The organism is Faecalibacterium prausnitzii (assembly GCF_003324185.1).
In the GTDB taxonomy this organism is placed as follows: domain Bacteria; phylum Bacillota; class Clostridia; order Oscillospirales; family Ruminococcaceae; genus Faecalibacterium; species Faecalibacterium prausnitzii.
The window spans coordinates 26,936-42,969 of the sequence record NZ_PXUP01000017.1 but is presented as its reverse complement, the minus strand read 5'-3'; the positions used below and the strand labels follow the sequence as shown (position 1 = coordinate 42,969).

Genomic DNA, 16,034 nt, shown 5'->3' with positions numbered 1-16,034 from the left:
ACAAGAGGTACGACCAATGAAAAAACGGATTCTCGCATTTCTGCTGGCGGTCAGCATTGCGGTGTCGGTGCTGGTGCTGCCGGTCTCGGCGGCCAGCATCAACAATACGGCTCTGCAGACGGCTATCACTCTGGGCGCTGTGCCCACCGGTCAGGAGCTTGGCGCCAACGTTACCCGCGGTGCCTTTGCCAAAATGCTGGTGTCCTTTTCCACCTACCGGGAGAGTGTGGACGCGCAGGGAACTGTGGGCACATTGTACCGGGATGTGCCCGGCACCTCCCAGTGGGCACCCTACATCCGCATTGCGGTGCAGCAGGGCTGGATGAACGGCTACACCGACGGCTCCTTCCGCCCGGACAACACCGTCACGCTGGAGGAAGCCTGTGCAGCGGTGCTGAAGCTGCTGAGCTATAAGACCACCGACCTGACCGGCTCCTTCCCGCAGGCACAGCTGAACAAGGCGCAGCAGATCGGTCTGCGGGATCAGCTGACCTGTACGCAGGGTCAGGCTATGACCTACGAGCAGTGCACCCTGCTGCTGTACAACGCCCTGCGCGCCAACACCGCAAGCGGCAGCGCCTACGGCAGCTCGCTGGGCTTTACGGTGTCCAACGGTCAGGTGGATACCTCCTCGGTGCTGCTCAAGAGCCGCAAGGGTCCCTTTGTGGCGGAGGAGGGCACCCAGCTGCCCTTTACACCGGTGAGCGTCTACCGCAACGATAAGACCTCCGCTTCGGCAGAGCTGAACAAGTACGATGTGTACTATTACAGCGAAAGCCTGCAGACGGTGTGGATCTACACCCGCCGCGCCGCAGGCCGCATTACCGCGGTATCGCCCAGTGCCAGCGCACCTACAGCACTGACTGTGGCGGGCAGCACCTACAGTCTGGGCAGCTCTGCGGTGGCGTCCAAGATCTCCTCCCTGAACGGCGGCGGCGTGGGCGAAATAGTCACCCTGCTGCTGGGCATGGACAACGAGGTAGCCGATGTGATCACCGGCGAGGAAGCCGACAGCGTGTTCTACGGCGTGGTGCAGACCGCCAACCGCAGTCTTGTAGAGGATAACGGCGCAGACGTGCTGCAAAAGATCTCGGTGATGTGCACCGACGGCATCACCCGCACCGTGAACATCGACAAAAGCCTGAACTATCCCACCGGCTGGCTGGTAGAGATCAGCGTGACACCCGAAGGGGAGCAGGTGACCGCCATCGAGTCCAAATCGGTCAGCGGTACCATCAACGACACCGCCACCGCGCTGGGGGACTATGCTCTGGCCGATGACGTACAAATTTTGGAAACGACATCGGAGGGGTTGGCTGGGACGGTTCGTCCCAGCCGAATAGCGGGGACAAAGCTGAATGCCCTGACCGTGCGTTACTATACGCTGAATGAGCAGGGACAGATCGACCGCCTGATCCTGAACGATGTCACCGGCGACCTGTGGAAATACGGCGTGCTGGACGATGTGAAGAATCTGGCCGTCAACGCCGGCTCCATTCTGGGCACCCTGACCGGCAGCGGCTCCTCCGGTTCGGGGAGCAGTTCCTCCGGGAACAGCTCTTCCAGCTCCGGCAGCACCGGCAGTACCACCAACACCACGACGGTGACGGATGATCTGCGCGATGTACTGGTGCCCACCACCAGCGAGATCCTGTGGGGCGTCATTGACGGCTCGCTGCTGAGCACGGTCTGGAACCGCATCACCAGCAGCTCCGGTTCGCTGCTGAGCATCGGTCTCAAGCAGCTGGCCGATATCACTGGTCAGCCCATGAGCACCATCCTCAACTTTGTGGGCGGCGGCGCTACTTATATCTGTTACGTCAACGGCAGTCAGGCCAGCTTTTCCACCTCCGTCAAGTATCCGGTGCTGGCGGGCGGTCTGGCAGTGCGGCAGAACGTGAACGGCACGGTAAAGGCCATGATCCAGCTGATGCCCATGAAGATCGACAAGGTGGGCGCAGCATCGGTGATGAGCAACGGCACCCGCTACGAGACGGCTGACGATATGCAGGTGTACCTGTGGTACAAGGGTCAGTATTATGCCACCAAGCTTTCCGAGGTGAGCTCCGAGGGCTACTACCTGACCGGCTGGTACGATAACTTTGGCTGCGCAGCAGGCAAGCGCGTGCGGGTGATCGTGGCAGTCAAAAAGGACTGATGGACTACTATGACCCCCGGCGCAGGGCGCTGCGGGCGGTACGGCAGCTGCTCTACCCGCGTGAGTGCCCCTTCTGCGGCCGGGTGCTGGGAGATGTACGGGATTGCCCGGACTGCGCAGAGCAGCTGGAAGCGCTGCGCCGCAAGCCGGGTATCCGGCTGGACCCGGCGCAGCACTATATCAGCAATCTGGCCGGTGCAGCTGCGCCCTACCGCTACAGCGGCTGTGTGCGGCGCGGCATCCTGAACACAAAGTATCAGGGCAAGCCGTGGCGGGCTGTGGAGATGGGCAACCGTCTGGTGCAGCTGGCCTTTGGCGGAGAACTGACCGTACAGTACGGCGAGCTGCTCCCGCAGCCGGTGCCGTGGGCAGCTATCGGGTACGACCTGATCGTGCCGGTGCCGGCCTCCGGCAAAAAGCGCGGCTACAACGTGCCGGAACTGATGGCGCTGCCGCTGGCAAAAGCCATGGAGGTGCCGCTGGAACCGCAGGCGCTGGTGCGCACCCGCGCCAAACGGCATCAGGCTGGTCTGCCGCTGGAGCAGCGCATGGCCAACGTAGCAGGCGCGTTCCGGGCGGCACAGCCGCAGCAGGTGGAGGGCAAGCGCATCCTGCTGGTAGATGACGTGATCACCACCGGCACGACCGCTGCCGCCTGCGCACAGGCACTGCTCCATGCCGGGGCAGACAGCGTGTTCGCGCTGGCCTTTGCCACGGTAGAGTTTGGCGCACCGCCGGACGACACCACCCCGATCTGCGAGGATGACGAGGAAGATGCATATAGCGATTTTTGAAAATAACGCTCTTTCGCGCATCCCTTCGGCGGGCAAAGGCCGGGAAAGCAAAATGTAAAAACGGCATAAGAAATTTGGAAAAAGCGCTTGACAAAACGGGAAAAGTCGGGTATACTAATCAAGCTGTGAGCGGAAAACGCAAACAGATATCCGGGTGTAGCGCAGTTTTGGTAGCGCGCTTGAATGGGGTTCAAGAGGCCGTGAGTTCGATTCTCGCCACTCGGACCATAAATCCAACGATTTCACGTTAGAAATCGTTGGATTTTTTTGTTTATAGGCTGGCCTCATTTGGTTTTGACCACAATTTTGACCACAATGCCAAAGATTTTATCTGGTCTAATTAGTGCCGTTCCGTCCAATTTTCAGGCCGAAAATGCCTCGCTGAACAACTGGATCGCACTCTGCCGAATGGATTCCTGAACATGGAGATAATGCTCAGTCATCTCGGTGTCGGCGTGGCCTACGATGCTCTGGATGGTCTGAATATCCACGCCCAACGCCTGCATCGGCGATACAATTCCTTTTGTTTAATGGGCCTGTTTGACGGAGCATACAATCAAATTGTCAGGTTTTTGGCAATACTGTCGATTACGTCAAACAATTTTTTTCCCCTCCCAAAAAAATTGGATTTTGGAGTGTTTTTCATTGACCGATTGCGGAATTAGCTGTAAAATCTAAAAAAGAATAGTGGCTGTAGAGTGGGGTACTCTACGATCTGCTCGATCTTTAAGTATTATGATAAGGATTACGCCAATGCGGTGCTGGAACTGCAGGCGGCCGTCCGGTTACAGGGAGCAGGTACTGAAAGCTATCGGGGGTCTTGCTATTGCACTTGCCAATGATGGAAAGCTGGAAGAGGCACAGCAGGAGCTGGATACATTGCAGAAAAAAGGCGCTTCCTTCGGTGACTGTGATCTGGTTGCGGCAGAGATTCTGTCCTTGCAAAAGAACTATGATCAGGCGCTTGCGCTTTACATAAAAGTGTTCAATGAGGTGGAGGACCCGCAGCTCCTGAGCCATGCTTACCTGTCAGCCGCAAATGCAGCGCTGAATCAGGACGATATGGAAAAGGCTGTGCGCATTCTGAAACAGGGATGCCAGAATCTTCCGGAAGGTCAGGCTGTGCTTCAAAAGGAGATGCTTGCGGATCTTATGATGCAGCAGGCAGCATCTGACAAAGAAAATGCAGAAGAATACTATGCTGAAGCGCAGCAGCTGCTGGAGGAACTGGTGGACAGCGGCTACGATACTATTGCCACCCGGTTGAATCTGGCAACTGTACTGCAGGCATTGGATCAGTACAGTGAAGCTGAAAAGGTTTTGAAAGATCTGCAGGAGCAGTATCCATCGGATTATCGTTTTGATATGCAGATGGCCTATCTTCTGATCGACCAGCTCCGCACCAGCGGATGGCTCAAATAAGGAGGGAATACCTGCGTCTACCGGACAAATCTTTTGTGTGGTTGGAATCGTTGGCATGATCGTTTCGGCTGTTGCGGCAGTCATTTCAGCATGGATCCTGCGCAGGCAGGAAAAAAGCTGAAGGAACAGATCTGGAACGAGTATCAATAAAAATCAATCGATTAAGGGGTATGAAAAAATGCTGAAAAAACTTAGTGTAACGGCTGTTATTCTTGCAATGTCGGCCATGCTTCTGGTGCCGACTGCATACGCGGTGCAGTCAGTAGACGCACCGGCACAGGTGGCTTTGTGACGATTGACGGCAAGCTGTATCATGTTTCGAAGAATGGCTATGCCATCGATCGGTACGCCAAGGGTTTGCACGAGATCGACGGAGGAATGTACTATGTCAAAGAGGATGGCTCGTTCCTGACGAACAGCGCGGTAGAATACCTTACTTTTGATGCGAATGGCCGCTATACCTCTGGCAATGCAACGCTGGACAGCTATGTGGATCAGGCACTGGCTGCGTGCACAAACTCTGGCATGACGAAGGCGCAAAAGCTGCGCGCCGCCTATTTGTATGTCCGGGATTACGGCGCATACCTTGCCCGTCCGCATCAGGCAAGAGGCACAACGGCTTGGGCAGAAGAGAGCGCTTTGTTCATGTTTGAACACAAAAAGGGCAACTGCTACTGCTTTGCAGGCCAGTTCCTTTATATGGCCCGGCGGCTGGGCTACAATGCCTATGTAGTGTCTGGCGGTGTGGGCCGCAAGGACTCGGACCATGCATGGGTCATGATCTGCGAGAACGGAGTTCCCTATATCTATGATGTGGAACTGGAGTGGGGCTATCGTGCCGGCAGATACGGCCATGCAGAATATAATATGTATAAAATGCCGCTGAATAAAACGGTGTTCAGCTACCAGTTTCCGTGATTGCTGAGGTAGCCGAAAAATGGTTTTTAGTTCCGTAATTTTCTTGTTTCTGTTTTTGCCCATCGTGCTGGGATGCTATTATCTTTTGCCCGGGCGGGAAGCAAAAAATCTCTGGCTCGTCGCAGCCAGTCTGCTGTTCTATGCCTTCAGCGGGCTGTGGTATGTTCTGCTGCTGTTGTTCTCTGTGTTCTGCAATTATCTGGCCGGTCTGTTCGTCTCCGGGAGAAAGAGCGTGCTCTATGCCGCTGTGGCCGTTAATCTGGGAATCTTGGGTATTTTCAAGTATCTGACTTTTCTGGTACAGACGGTAGACCGGCTGCCGGGCGTGACGATCCCGGTGCCTTCCATCGTTCTGCCGGTGGGTATCTCGTTCTTCACCTTTCAAGGGCTGAGTTATGTGATCGATGTATACCGGAATGAACGCCTGAAGAGCACTCATTTCCGGGATGTACTGCTGTACATTGCTCTGTTTCCACAGTTGGTGGCAGGACCGATCATCCGCTATGAGGACGTGGCAGATGAGATACATAGCCGCCGAAATACGCTGGAGCAGCTGGCAAAAGGCCTGCGCCGGTTTATTGTGGGCCTGAGCAAGAAGCTGCTGATCGCCGATATCTGCGGCAATGTTGTAGCACTGATCTACAACGCCGACCGCTCTGTGCTGGACAGCCGGACGGCTTGGCTGGCCGCGGTGTGCTATCTGATGCAGATCTATTTCGACTTCAGCGGATACAGCGATATGGCCATCGGTCTGGGCTTGTGCTTTGGGTTCCACTTCAAGGAAAACTTCAATTATCCGTACGTCTCGGCCAGTATTCAGGAATTCTGGCGCAGATGGCATATCTCCCTTTCCACCTGGTTCCGGGAATACCTGTATATCCCACTGGGCGGCAACCGGAAGGGCAAGGCAAAGACTTACTGGAACAAGCTGATCGTGTTTTTCTGCACGGGGCTGTGGCATGGTGCAAACTGGACCTTTATCGTCTGGGGCCTGTGGCATGGCTTCTTTATCGTGGCAGAGGACGCCGTTAAAAAGCTGTTCGGGCTGGAAAAACATGGCAAAGGCGGGCGGAACCCTGCGTGTGTGGTGCTGAAACATTTGTACACACTGCTTGTGGTGCTGGTTGGCTTTGTGATCTTCCGTGCAGACAACATGGGGCAGGCCTTCTCAATGATAGGAGCCATGTTTTCCGGTGGCTCTGCCTCTGCGCAGACAGGGCTGCTGCTGGCGCAGTGTCTGACCCCGCTGACCCTGTTTGCACTGGCGGTTGGCCTTGTGGGCAGTACGCCGGTTTTGCCGCTGGTCTGCCGTAAAGCAGAGCAGCAGACCGGAAGCGTGTATGCATGCCTTCAGGCACTGAGTTATGCAGGGGCGCTGGCGCTTTTGCTGGTGGATATCCTGCATCTGTCGGCTGCATCCTATGTGCCTTTTATCTATTTCCAGTTCTGAGGTGGAAAAATGCAAGTGAAAAAATTAGGATATATCCTGTTTGTGGGGGTCATTGCCACAATTTGCATTTTGCCTGTGGCTGTGATGCCTTGGCAGACGGAAAAAGCGGTGGGCAATGAGCAGCTTGCATCCTTTCCTGAATTACGGAAAGAGGATGGCAGCTTCAATACCGGTATCCTGAATGAGTTTTCGGATTATTTTGCGGATCATTTCGGGCTCCGTCATGAGATGATCACCTTGAACGATCAGCTTACCGGAACCGTGCTCAAAACGCTGGACAGCAGCAGTGTGCTGTTGGGAAAAGACGATTGGCTGTTCTATAAAAGCACCCTTGCGGACTATACCGGCGCAGAACTCTTTACAGCCCGGCAGAGTTATGCGGCCGCTCATGTACTGGGTCTGATGCAGGAATACTGCGAAGAGAACGGCATTGGGTTCTGCTTTACCATCGCACCCAATAAAAATTCCCTGTATAGCGGTCAGATGCCGGCACGATATACGGCAGCCTCCGTACGGAACGCCCAACTGCTTCAGCAGCAAATGGAACAGCAGAACGTCCGGTATGTGGATCTGTTCAAAACACTGTCTGACCACGAAGAGCAGCTGTATTACCGTCGGGACAGCCACTGGAATATGCGGGGCGCACAGCTGGCAGCACAGACTTTGCTGAAAGAACTGAAAGGCTCTGAAGCGGAGTTTGATTCCTGCATCAATGGAAAAACATCCCCGCATACCGGCGACCTGTATGAGATGGTGTACCCTGCCGGAAACGAGACGGAACAGGATACGGCATACGACTTTACCTGTCAGTATGACGAAAAATTCCACTCGGCAGATGATATCACGATCCACACGGAAAATTCGGCGGCAGACGAAAGCATTTTTGTATACCGCGATTCCTTTGGCATCAATCTGCATCCTTTTCTGGCACAGAGCTACGGCAACGCCTGTTTCTCCCGGAATATGCCCTACCTTTTGACGGCTGTTACAGAAGAGCAGCCCGATGTGCTGCTGGTGGAACTGGTGGAACGCAACCTGAACTGGCTGCTGGAACGCGCCCCGGAAATGCCTGCTCCGGAACGCACGGCAGTCCCGGCAGCAGATACCGGTACAAGTGCGAAGGCACAACGGAAGGACAGCCGAATGGAGGGGACTTTCTGCCTGACAGGCAATCTGAGCGGGCAGCGTGTGGATGACGACTCTCCGATCTACATTCTGGCAGAGACCGAAACCTACGAAGCTTCCCCCTGCGGAGAGGGAACACAGCCGTTTACGGCGTATCTTCCGCAGAATGTGCGGGAGCAGCAACTAAAAGCAGCATTTCTGTCGGACGGTGAATGGGTTTTTTGCGCCCTGGCCGACTGACTGAAAGAATAGAAAGAAGGAACAAAAAATGAATGTAAACTATAAGATGATGGGTGTAGTGCTCTGCGGTGCGATGCTTCTGGCATCGGGATGCGGGGCAAAAGCAGAAACGACCGCTTCCTCGGCTGTGGAATCCGAATCGGTTTCCGTTGTGGCATTGGAGGCTGCTTCGTCGGAGGCTGTGCCGGAAAGCGAGGCGGTCTCGGAGGCAGTTTCCGAAGCTTCTTCTGCGGTAAGCGAGGCGGCATCGGAGAAACCGACAGAATCCAAGGCAGAATCCAAGGCCGAGACTGCGGCAAAATCTAAGCCTGCAAAGCAGGAGACGGCTGCTTCCTCCAAAGAAGAAAAGACGGAGCCTGTGGAAAGCAAGCCCGTTACAGAGACTGCTCCGGCAGAAACTGCCAGCCTGGAAACTGCCCTGAAGTATGTGGGCAAAGACGTTTCCAAGCTGTATGCCGCTATTGGCAAGCCGAACAGTTCGGAGTATGCTTCCAGCTGCATCGGTGATGGCGAGGATGGCCTGCTGTATTACAACGGCTTTACTGTGACGACCTACCGTGAAAACGGTAAAGAGACGGTACAGGACGCCTATTAAACATGAAATTCGGCCTCTGGCATTCCACCGGGGGCTGAATCTTTATATGGGAAGATGAGAATGAAACGCCAGAAGATCAAACGATATCGGTTTAGCGTGACGCAGAATACGCGCAGAAGAAGGGCGGCAAGGCCGCTGAAAGCCGTCGGTGTAGTACTGGTGTGCCTGTGTCTGCTCACAGGGGTCGCTTTTGGAGTTTACAAAGCGATCCAGAGTAAGACTACGGGGTGGCACGGCGAAGGACTGCATCGCTACTATATCTCGCCGACTACCGGCACCCGTGCGCAGGGGCTGTATGAGATCAACTATAAGCTCTACTATTTTGGCAGCAACAACTTTTTGAAGACCGGCTGGATCGAAGAGAACGGCTATGTCGGCTATGCCAACGCAGATGGAGAGCTCACCCAGGGCGAAGCGAAGATAGACGGAAAATACTACTATTTCCAACCGGAGACCGGCCAGTTGTACACCGGCTGGATCATGCTGGACGGAGTGCAGTACTGCTTTGACGAAACCGGACATCCGCGCACCGGTACTTATCAGGAGGACGGAAAGGTCTGGGAACTGGATAGCGATGGACGGGTCAAAAACCGACTGAACGGTTGGAAAAAAACGGACGGCGTCCTGAAATACTACAACAACAGCGGCGCACCGGCACAGGGCTGGACAGAGATCGATGGAAAGGATTATTTCTTTGTGGACGGTGTCAGTCAGGCCGGCTGGGTTGAAACGGATGCGGGCACGCGCTATTTGGACGGCAACGGAAATCAGATGACCGGATGGTGTGTGATCGACGGCCAGCCCTATGCTTTTGGGACAAATGGTGAACTGAAGCAGGGATGGGATCATTCCCATGAAAAAAGCTACTATTTTATCAACGGCGTCAGTCAGTCGGGCACATTCGGGGAGGGCGCACTTAGCAGCAACCTGAACGGCAGCGGCAGTGTTCAGCCGGTTGGGAATCAGGCACCGGAGGACGATCTTGCAGAGGATGCCGAGGGCGAACCGCCGGAGGAAGAACTGCTGGAAGCGCAGCCGACACAGACCGAAACAACGGAAGCGGGGCAGACTGCCCCGGCGGCACAACAGCCGACGCAGTCGCCGGAGGGATCGGCGGCAGAGCAGGAGACCGCATTGAAGGCACCGACAGCGCCGGAAACTCCGGCACAGGAACAGCAGGAAGAAGGGACGGAAAATACATGAAAACAACAAGACGTGATTTTCTGTGCCTTTCGGCCATGGCATGCGCATGGCTTCTGACGGGCTGCCAGAACCCCACAGTGGAAGAGCGGGCTGTCAGCTGGCAGCAGCAGGAAGTCAGTGATCCGGTCTCTGAAACCGGACCGATGTGGAATGCAGCACTGGACGACAATGCAGTTCTGCGGGATGGCATCCGCGTTCCCCAGAACTTCGAACTGCCGTTGGAAGGTTCAACAGGCTTTGCAGGGGCGGCTGTGATGCTGCTGTACGAGAGACCGGATGGGACCAGTACGGTACTGCGCAGACTTGCAGCGGGAGATATGTTTTATATCCGGCAGGAGTCTGGCGCATATTGGCAGGTCTGCCTGCTGGACGGCACCGTGGGCTGGTTGGAAAATGAACTGTGTATGATCAATCTGCCCGATGTTCTGCCTTCCATCGTATACGAAAACCCCAATGCCAAGGCATCGATCTTTAAAACCTGCGGAAAGGATATTGAAGGCATTACGGGACAGAAACTGTATGACGGCCTGTTCTACAACCAGCGCCTTGGGCGGGATGAGTATCTAATGCCTATCAATTACGCTATGGCAAAAAAGGTTGGTGCAGCGCAGAAAAACGCTTTGAAGGCGGGCGATTGTCTGAAGATCATAGAGACATTCCGGCCCTATGAGGTGCAGATGCTGGTAAAGGATGCAGTGTACGCCAAGGCAAGGATGGACAAGGAACTGATGACGGCACTGAACAAGGGCGCGTGGAATATCGGCTGGTTTATTGCAACGTCTCTTTCCAACCATCAGCGCGGTGTGGCAATGGACACGACCCTGCTGCGCATCACTGAGCAGACAGAGCACAGCATGGCGGGGTGTCCCTTTGTACAGGTGACCGGTGAGGAATACGCCATGCCCTCTGCCATGCACGAGCTGAGCAGTGCGGCGGCCTGCTTTACCGGCCCGGTAACTTCTAATTCGGCCACCGCATGGAAGCGGGCCACTGCATCGGCATCCATGACAGACGGTGCGCGGCGGCTGCAGGGGTACTGTACCAATGCAGGCATGACACCGCTGGCCTCGGAGTGGTGGCACTTTAACGATCTGGATGCACAGAATAAGGTGCGCATGACCTCTGGAAACGGAAAATTCTGGCTGGACGGCTGTGTCAGCTGGAAAATGTTTGAAGCATAACTTTGGGGTTGCGCTTTGGAGGAATACAAAATGTAGCAACTGAAAAAAGCAAAAAAGCGCTTTTCAGCCTGTTGCTATTGCTGGCAGCACTTGCGGTGCTGGCAGCCTGCTGGCACGCGGCTACCAGCTGCGCTACTACGATGCCAACGGCAAGATGCTGGCTGTCTACGCCAACGAGACCGCATGGGCAGACGTGAGCGAAGCCGAGAACGGCGCAGTCACCGCCGAAGCCCTGACTGCCGCCGCCCCCACTGCGGAAGAGATCGGTGCGGTATCCCTGAGCAAGCTCTATGTCTACTATGGCAGCCACGAAAACCGCAGCCGTGAAGGTGAGGGCGTGTGGCTCGTCCTGAACCCCGGCAAAAAAGACCTGACCGCGTAAAGCCCTGCATCACTCGGAAATTGCGCAGCAGGTCATTCGGATCGAGAATGGGCAAACTCTGTTAGGAGGACTGTATTATGAATACCACATTGCGGCGGGATGCGGATGAGATCATCTGTTCCAGCATTCAGGCGGTTCTGCCGGATAAAGCCGTGTGCCGCGCGCTGGAGGACTTTCAGCCCGGAGGCGGCAGAGTGCTGCTGGTGGCGGCAGGCAAGGCCGCTTGGCAGATGGCATACGCCGCCGTGCAGACACTGGGGCGCGTGGACGGCGGCGTGGTGGTGACTAAGTATGGCCATGTAAAAGGCAGAATCCCTGGTGTAAATTGTTATGAGGCAGGTCATCCCGTACCGGATGCCAACGGCTTTGCAGCCACCGAAAAAGCTTTGGCGCTGGTACAGGGGCTGACCGCAGAGGACACGGTGCTGTTTTTGCTTTCCGGCGGCGGCAGCGCCCTGTTTGAAAAGCCGCTTGTCCCCGGCGGGGAATTGCAGGACATCACCAATCAGCTCCTTGCCAGCGGAGCCGATATCGTGGAGATGAATACCATCCGCAAGCGGTTGTCCGCTGTCAAGGGCGGTCGGTTCGCACAGCACTGCGCGCCCGCAAGGGTGTTCAGCATCGTGCTCAGCGATATTCTGGGCGATCCGCTGGATATGATCGCCAGCGGCCCGGCGGTGCCGGATAGCTCCACCTGTGCGCAGGCTTTTGCCATTGCGGAAAAATACCACCTGGACCTGTCAGAACAGGCAAAGGCGCTGCTGGCGCAGGAAACGCCGAAAGCCCTTGACAACGTGACCGCGCAGATCACTGGCAGCGTCCGAGAGCTGTGCACCGCTGCCGCTAAAGCCTGCCGGGAGCTGGGATATGAGCCCATCCTCCTCACCGACCGGCTCTGTTGCGAAGCCAAGGAGGCAGGCAGCTTTCTGGGGGCCATCGCCCGCACCCATGCGGGACAAGGAAAAAAGCTAGCCTTTATCGCGGGCGGGGAAACCGTGGTGCACCTGACCGGCAAAGGGCTGGGCGGGCGCAATCAGGAGCTGGCGCTGGCCGCAGCCCCGGCACTGGCCGGACAAAACGCGGCGGTGTTCTCGGTGGGCAGTGACGGCACCGACGGCCCTACCGATGCCGCCGGCGGCTATGTGGACGGCGACACCGCCGCAGCACTGGCGGCAAAGGGCTGGAACGTGTTCGACACCCTGCAAAACAACGATGCCTACCACGCCTTGCAGGCGGTGGATGGGCTTATCATCACAGGCGCTACTGGTACCAACGTCAATGATGTTGCCGTGGTGCTGATCGGGGGAGAAGTGCAGGCAGACGCCTGAACCCTGCTTGCCCGGTGCGCGGTGCTCCTATAACATTTGACCCCGCTTTGCCCGCTTTACCCGGGCAGGCGGGTTTTTTTGTTGAAAATACTTGACAGTTCTTCTGCAAAATGATATGATTTTGATATCAGAAAGAAACACTTCCGACCCTGATAAGGAGGGACTTGTTATGGAAGAGAAAATTTTGAATACCCGCAAAAACGGCATGGCCGCGCTGCTGCTCACCCTGCTGGGCTATGTGGTGGCCATTGCCCTGTTCATTTACAGCATCACCCTGCTGAATGCAGACCGGATGCTTCTGGGCGTGCCGCTGCTGATTTTGTCCATTGCGTATTGGATCGCAGGCATTTTCCTGTTCTGCGGTCTTAAGGTGTTAAAGCCGCAGGAGGCGCTGGTGCTCACCCTGTTTGGTGATTACATCGGCACCCTGAAGGGACAGGGTTTTTACTGGGTGAACCCCTTCTGTACCGCCGTCAACCCCGCTGCCGGCACCCGCCTGAGCCAGAGCGGAGATGTGAACAGCAAGGAGAACAGCGTGGCTGCGCTGTTTGGCAATAACGGCCAGAATGCTCAGATGAGCGCCGAGTCCATGAGCAAAAAGATCTCGCTCAAGATGATGACCCTGAACAACTCCCGCCAGAAGATCAACGATTGTCTGGGCAACCCGGTGGAGATCGGCATTGCAGTCATCTGGCGCGTGACCGATACCGCCAAGGCTGTGTTCAACGTGGATAACTATAAGGAATACCTCTCCCTGCAGTGCGACAGCGCCCTGCGCAACGTGGTGCGGGTGTACCCCTATGATGTTTCTCCCAACGTGGACACCACCGGCGACGGCGTAGCCGATGAGGGCAGCCTGCGCGGCTCTTCTGAGGTGGTGGCTGCCCGCATCCGGGACGAGATCCAGAAGAACGTGGCAGAGGCAGGTATCGAGGTGGTGGAGGCCCGCATCACCTATCTGGCCTATGCACCGGAAATTGCAGCGGTCATGCTGCAGCGCCAGCAGGCCAGCGCCATCATTGATGCCCGCAAGATGATCGTGGACGGCGCTGTGGGCATGGTGGAAATGGCGCTGGATCGTCTGAACGAGAACAAGGTAGTGGAACTGGACGATGAGCGCAAGGCGGCAATGGTATCCAATCTGCTGGTGGTGCTGTGCGGCAACCGGGATGCCCAGCCCATCGTGAACAGCGGCAGCCTGTACTGATATGGCAGAGCCGAAAAAACAGGTGCCCCTGCGCCTGAACGCCAAGCTCTACGATGCTCTTGCCGCTTGGGCAGAGGATGACTTCCGCTCGGTGAACGGGCAGATCGAATATCTGCTTACCGAGTGTGTGCGTCAGCGCAAAAAGAACGGGAAATATGTCTCCGACCAGCTGGATGTCCCGCCGGAGCTGGATCTCCATTGAAGAACCCGTGAAAAAACGTTTGGAGCGCGCCGCAGAGCACGCCAAACGCAAATTATTCACAAGGCCGCTGCACAAGACCGGTGCAGTGGCCTTGTGTTTGTCGGGGAAAAGCCGTGCCTTCCGGCGGGAAGCAGGGACAAATGAGCGCTGATTTGATATATCAATTGAGCGCGCAATGCTCCGGTATTTCGTCGAAAAAGGCGACCGAAGCTGCGGAAATGACTTGAAGAGACAGGAGAAGATGGACAGATATCTGGGCGAAAACGTTTCTTTTTTGGGCTTTTCCGGAAAAAAACTTGCCTAAAAGTTTGCAGCGTGCTAAACTAACAGCGGGGAATTGTTTTGCGTAAGCAGATAGGGGGATGAAGCTATGAAAATACTGGTTGTGGATGACGGTCAGCTTGCGATCAATTCGCTGATCCGCATCCTGTGCCGGGTGGCACCGGACTGTGACTATATCAGTGCCATGACGACTGACGATGCCCTGACGTGGATGCGGCAGGGCCCGATGGATGCTGCCTTTTTGAACCTGGAAATGCCGGGCATGAATGGCCTTGCCCTTGCCCGCATGATTCAGAAATTGCAGCCCCGCTGCAATATCATCGTGGTCACCGAGCACCCGGAGTATGCACTGGAAGCATTGCAGATCTTCGTCAGCGGTTTTCTGCTCAAGCCCGCCAACGAGGCCGATGTGCGCAATGTGCTGGAAAATCTGCGCTACCCGCCGGAAACGGCACCTGTGGGCATCAAGATCCAGTGCTTCGGCAACTTTGAGATCTTTGTGGGCGGACGTCCGCTCTCCTTCAAGCGCAGCAAAAGCAAGGAGCTGCTGGCCTACCTTGTGGACCGCAACGGCGCCACCTGTACCAACGGCGAGATGCTGGCTGTCCTGTGGGAGGATAAGCCCGACACCGCCTCGCTGCACAGCCACCTGCGCAATTTGATCTTTGACCTCAGCCATACGCTGGAGGATGCAGGGGTCAACGGGCTGCTGGTACGCGGCCGCAGCACCTTGGCGCTGGATACCAGCAAGGTGGACTGCGATTATTATAACTTCCTGCGGGGAGACCGCTCAGCCTTCAACTCCTACCGGGGCGAGTATATGACCCAGTATTCCTGGGCAGAGGTTACCCGCTCGGCGCTGCGCCAGCAGGCCGCAGCTATGCCCAAAAGCGGGTCTATCCCAAGCTATTACGTCCCGCCCACGGGCTTTTAAAACTGCATAAAACGCCAAAGGCTGCTGCGCAAACGATGCGCAGCAGCCTTTATCATTCTCTTAAAATCGTTCCAGCTCCAGCAGATATTCCTTGATCTCCAGTCCCTCGGCGTAGCCGGTCAGGCTGCCGTCTGCGCCGATGACCCGGTGGCATGGCACCACGATGCACAGCGGGTTGCGGTGGCAGGCGCTGCCTACGGCGCGGCTTGCCTTGGGTTTGCCCAGCGCCGCCGCCAGTTGCCCGTAGGTGCGCACCTCCCCATAGGGAATCTTGCGCAGCTGCGCCCATACCGCCTGCTGAAAGGCCGTGCCCTTTGCCGCCAGCGGCAGGTCGAACTCCCGGCGCACCCCGGCAAAATATTCGTTCAGCTGCTCCTCGGCTTCCTGTAACAGGGGCGTTTCCACCACCCTGCGGGGCAGAGGTTCCAGCTCCGGCGCACCGTCCGGGCAAAAATGTACCCCGCACAGCGCGTCGTTTTCCTCCTCCAGACAGATGGCACCAAGGATGCTGTTGATGTACCAGACGTTCAAAACCGGCCTCTTCCTTTCCTGCAAGAATGTGCTATACTGGTATTATCTTAACACAAAAATTTCCGTGAGGAAAGGGGCGTTT

Annotated in this window: 16 protein-coding genes and 1 tRNA gene; 15 read left to right on the top strand and 2 right to left on the bottom strand. The window is 56.2% G+C overall.

The features are described from left to right. The first annotated feature begins 16 nt into the window (after nt 1-16). The 3 genes from C7J97_RS11515 (at nt 17) to C7J97_RS11505 (ending at nt 3,180) form a co-directional block, all read left to right on the top strand. Nucleotides 17-2,158: an S-layer homology domain-containing protein gene (locus tag C7J97_RS11515; RefSeq protein ID WP_113992709.1), complete on the top strand. Its 2,142-nt coding sequence runs from the start codon at nt 17-19 to the stop codon at nt 2,156-2,158. Then, on the top strand, nt 2,158-2,952 hold the full coding sequence (locus C7J97_RS11510; RefSeq protein ID WP_113992708.1) for a ComF family protein: 795 nt from the start codon (nt 2,158-2,160) through the stop codon (nt 2,950-2,952). The genes C7J97_RS11515 and C7J97_RS11510 overlap by 1 nt, the downstream gene beginning before the upstream one ends. 150 nt (nt 2,953-3,102) lie before the next feature. Then, a tRNA-Pro gene (locus C7J97_RS11505) sits at nt 3,103-3,180 on the top strand. 134 nt (nt 3,181-3,314) lie between these two features. Here C7J97_RS11505 and C7J97_RS11500 read toward each other — a convergent pair. Next, on the bottom strand, nt 3,315-3,458 hold the full coding sequence (locus tag C7J97_RS11500; RefSeq protein WP_015537780.1) for a tyrosine-type recombinase/integrase: 144 nt from the start codon (nt 3,456-3,458) through the stop codon (nt 3,315-3,317). Nucleotides 3,459-3,705: 247 nt separating this feature from the next. On the opposite strand from C7J97_RS11500, the gene C7J97_RS11495 reads away from it, so the two are divergent. The 12 genes from C7J97_RS11495 (at nt 3,706) to C7J97_RS11440 (ending at nt 15,421) form a co-directional block, all read left to right on the top strand. Continuing rightward, entirely contained in the window at nt 3,706-4,374 is a 669-nt protein-coding gene (locus tag C7J97_RS11495) for a tetratricopeptide repeat protein (RefSeq protein WP_112121922.1), read from the top strand. 288 nt (nt 4,375-4,662) lie between these two features. Further along, a complete protein-coding gene (locus C7J97_RS11490) occupies nt 4,663-5,292 on the top strand; it encodes a transglutaminase domain-containing protein (protein ID WP_113992707.1) in 630 nt (209 codons plus the stop codon). Between the two features lie 43 nt (nt 5,293-5,335). Further along, complete coding sequence (locus C7J97_RS11485; RefSeq protein ID WP_341458711.1) at nt 5,336-6,742, top strand: MBOAT family O-acyltransferase; 1,407 nt, start codon at nt 5,336-5,338, stop codon at nt 6,740-6,742. Nucleotides 6,743-6,757: 15 nt separating this feature from the next. Continuing rightward, complete coding sequence (locus C7J97_RS11480; protein ID WP_170126668.1) at nt 6,758-8,107, top strand: alginate O-acetyltransferase AlgX-related protein; 1,350 nt, start codon at nt 6,758-6,760, stop codon at nt 8,105-8,107. A 28-nt stretch (nt 8,108-8,135) separates the two neighbouring features. Continuing rightward, nucleotides 8,136-8,702 carry a hypothetical protein gene (locus C7J97_RS11475; RefSeq protein ID WP_113992704.1) on the top strand — a complete coding sequence of 189 codons (567 nt, stop codon included), beginning with the start codon at nt 8,136-8,138 and terminating at the stop codon, nt 8,700-8,702. Nucleotides 8,703-8,762: 60 nt separating this feature from the next. Beyond that, nucleotides 8,763-9,905, top strand: coding sequence for an N-acetylmuramoyl-L-alanine amidase family protein (locus C7J97_RS11470; RefSeq protein WP_147232759.1), 1,143 nt, complete (start codon nt 8,763-8,765; stop codon nt 9,903-9,905). 35 nt (nt 9,906-9,940) lie between these two features. Further along, complete coding sequence (locus C7J97_RS11465; RefSeq protein WP_242983504.1) at nt 9,941-11,086, top strand: M15 family metallopeptidase; 1,146 nt, start codon at nt 9,941-9,943, stop codon at nt 11,084-11,086. A 154-nt stretch (nt 11,087-11,240) separates the two neighbouring features. Continuing rightward, nucleotides 11,241-11,468: a hypothetical protein gene (locus C7J97_RS11460; protein WP_113992701.1), complete on the top strand. Its 228-nt coding sequence runs from the start codon at nt 11,241-11,243 to the stop codon at nt 11,466-11,468. Nucleotides 11,469-11,545: 77 nt separating this feature from the next. Next, nucleotides 11,546-12,796 carry a glycerate kinase type-2 family protein gene (locus C7J97_RS11455; protein ID WP_113992700.1) on the top strand — a complete coding sequence of 417 codons (1,251 nt, stop codon included), beginning with the start codon at nt 11,546-11,548 and terminating at the stop codon, nt 12,794-12,796. A gap of 169 nt (nt 12,797-12,965) precedes the next feature. Further along, nucleotides 12,966-14,003 (top strand): SPFH domain-containing protein, encoded by a 1,038-nt coding sequence (locus C7J97_RS11450; RefSeq protein WP_097783523.1) that lies wholly within the window; start codon nt 12,966-12,968, stop codon nt 14,001-14,003. A gap of 1 nt (nt 14,004) precedes the next feature. Next, on the top strand, nt 14,005-14,205 hold the full coding sequence (locus tag C7J97_RS11445; RefSeq protein ID WP_015537787.1) for a type II toxin-antitoxin system antitoxin: 201 nt from the start codon (nt 14,005-14,007) through the stop codon (nt 14,203-14,205). 370 nt (nt 14,206-14,575) lie between these two features. Then, complete coding sequence (locus tag C7J97_RS11440) at nt 14,576-15,421, top strand: response regulator (protein WP_112121931.1); 846 nt, start codon at nt 14,576-14,578, stop codon at nt 15,419-15,421. Nucleotides 15,422-15,481: 60 nt separating this feature from the next. Here the strand turns inward: C7J97_RS11440 and C7J97_RS11435 are convergent, their stop codons facing one another. Continuing rightward, nucleotides 15,482-15,952: a methylated-DNA--[protein]-cysteine S-methyltransferase gene (locus tag C7J97_RS11435; RefSeq protein ID WP_005922054.1), complete on the bottom strand. Its 471-nt coding sequence runs from the start codon at nt 15,950-15,952 to the stop codon at nt 15,482-15,484. Nucleotides 15,953-16,034: the final 82 nt, after the last annotated feature.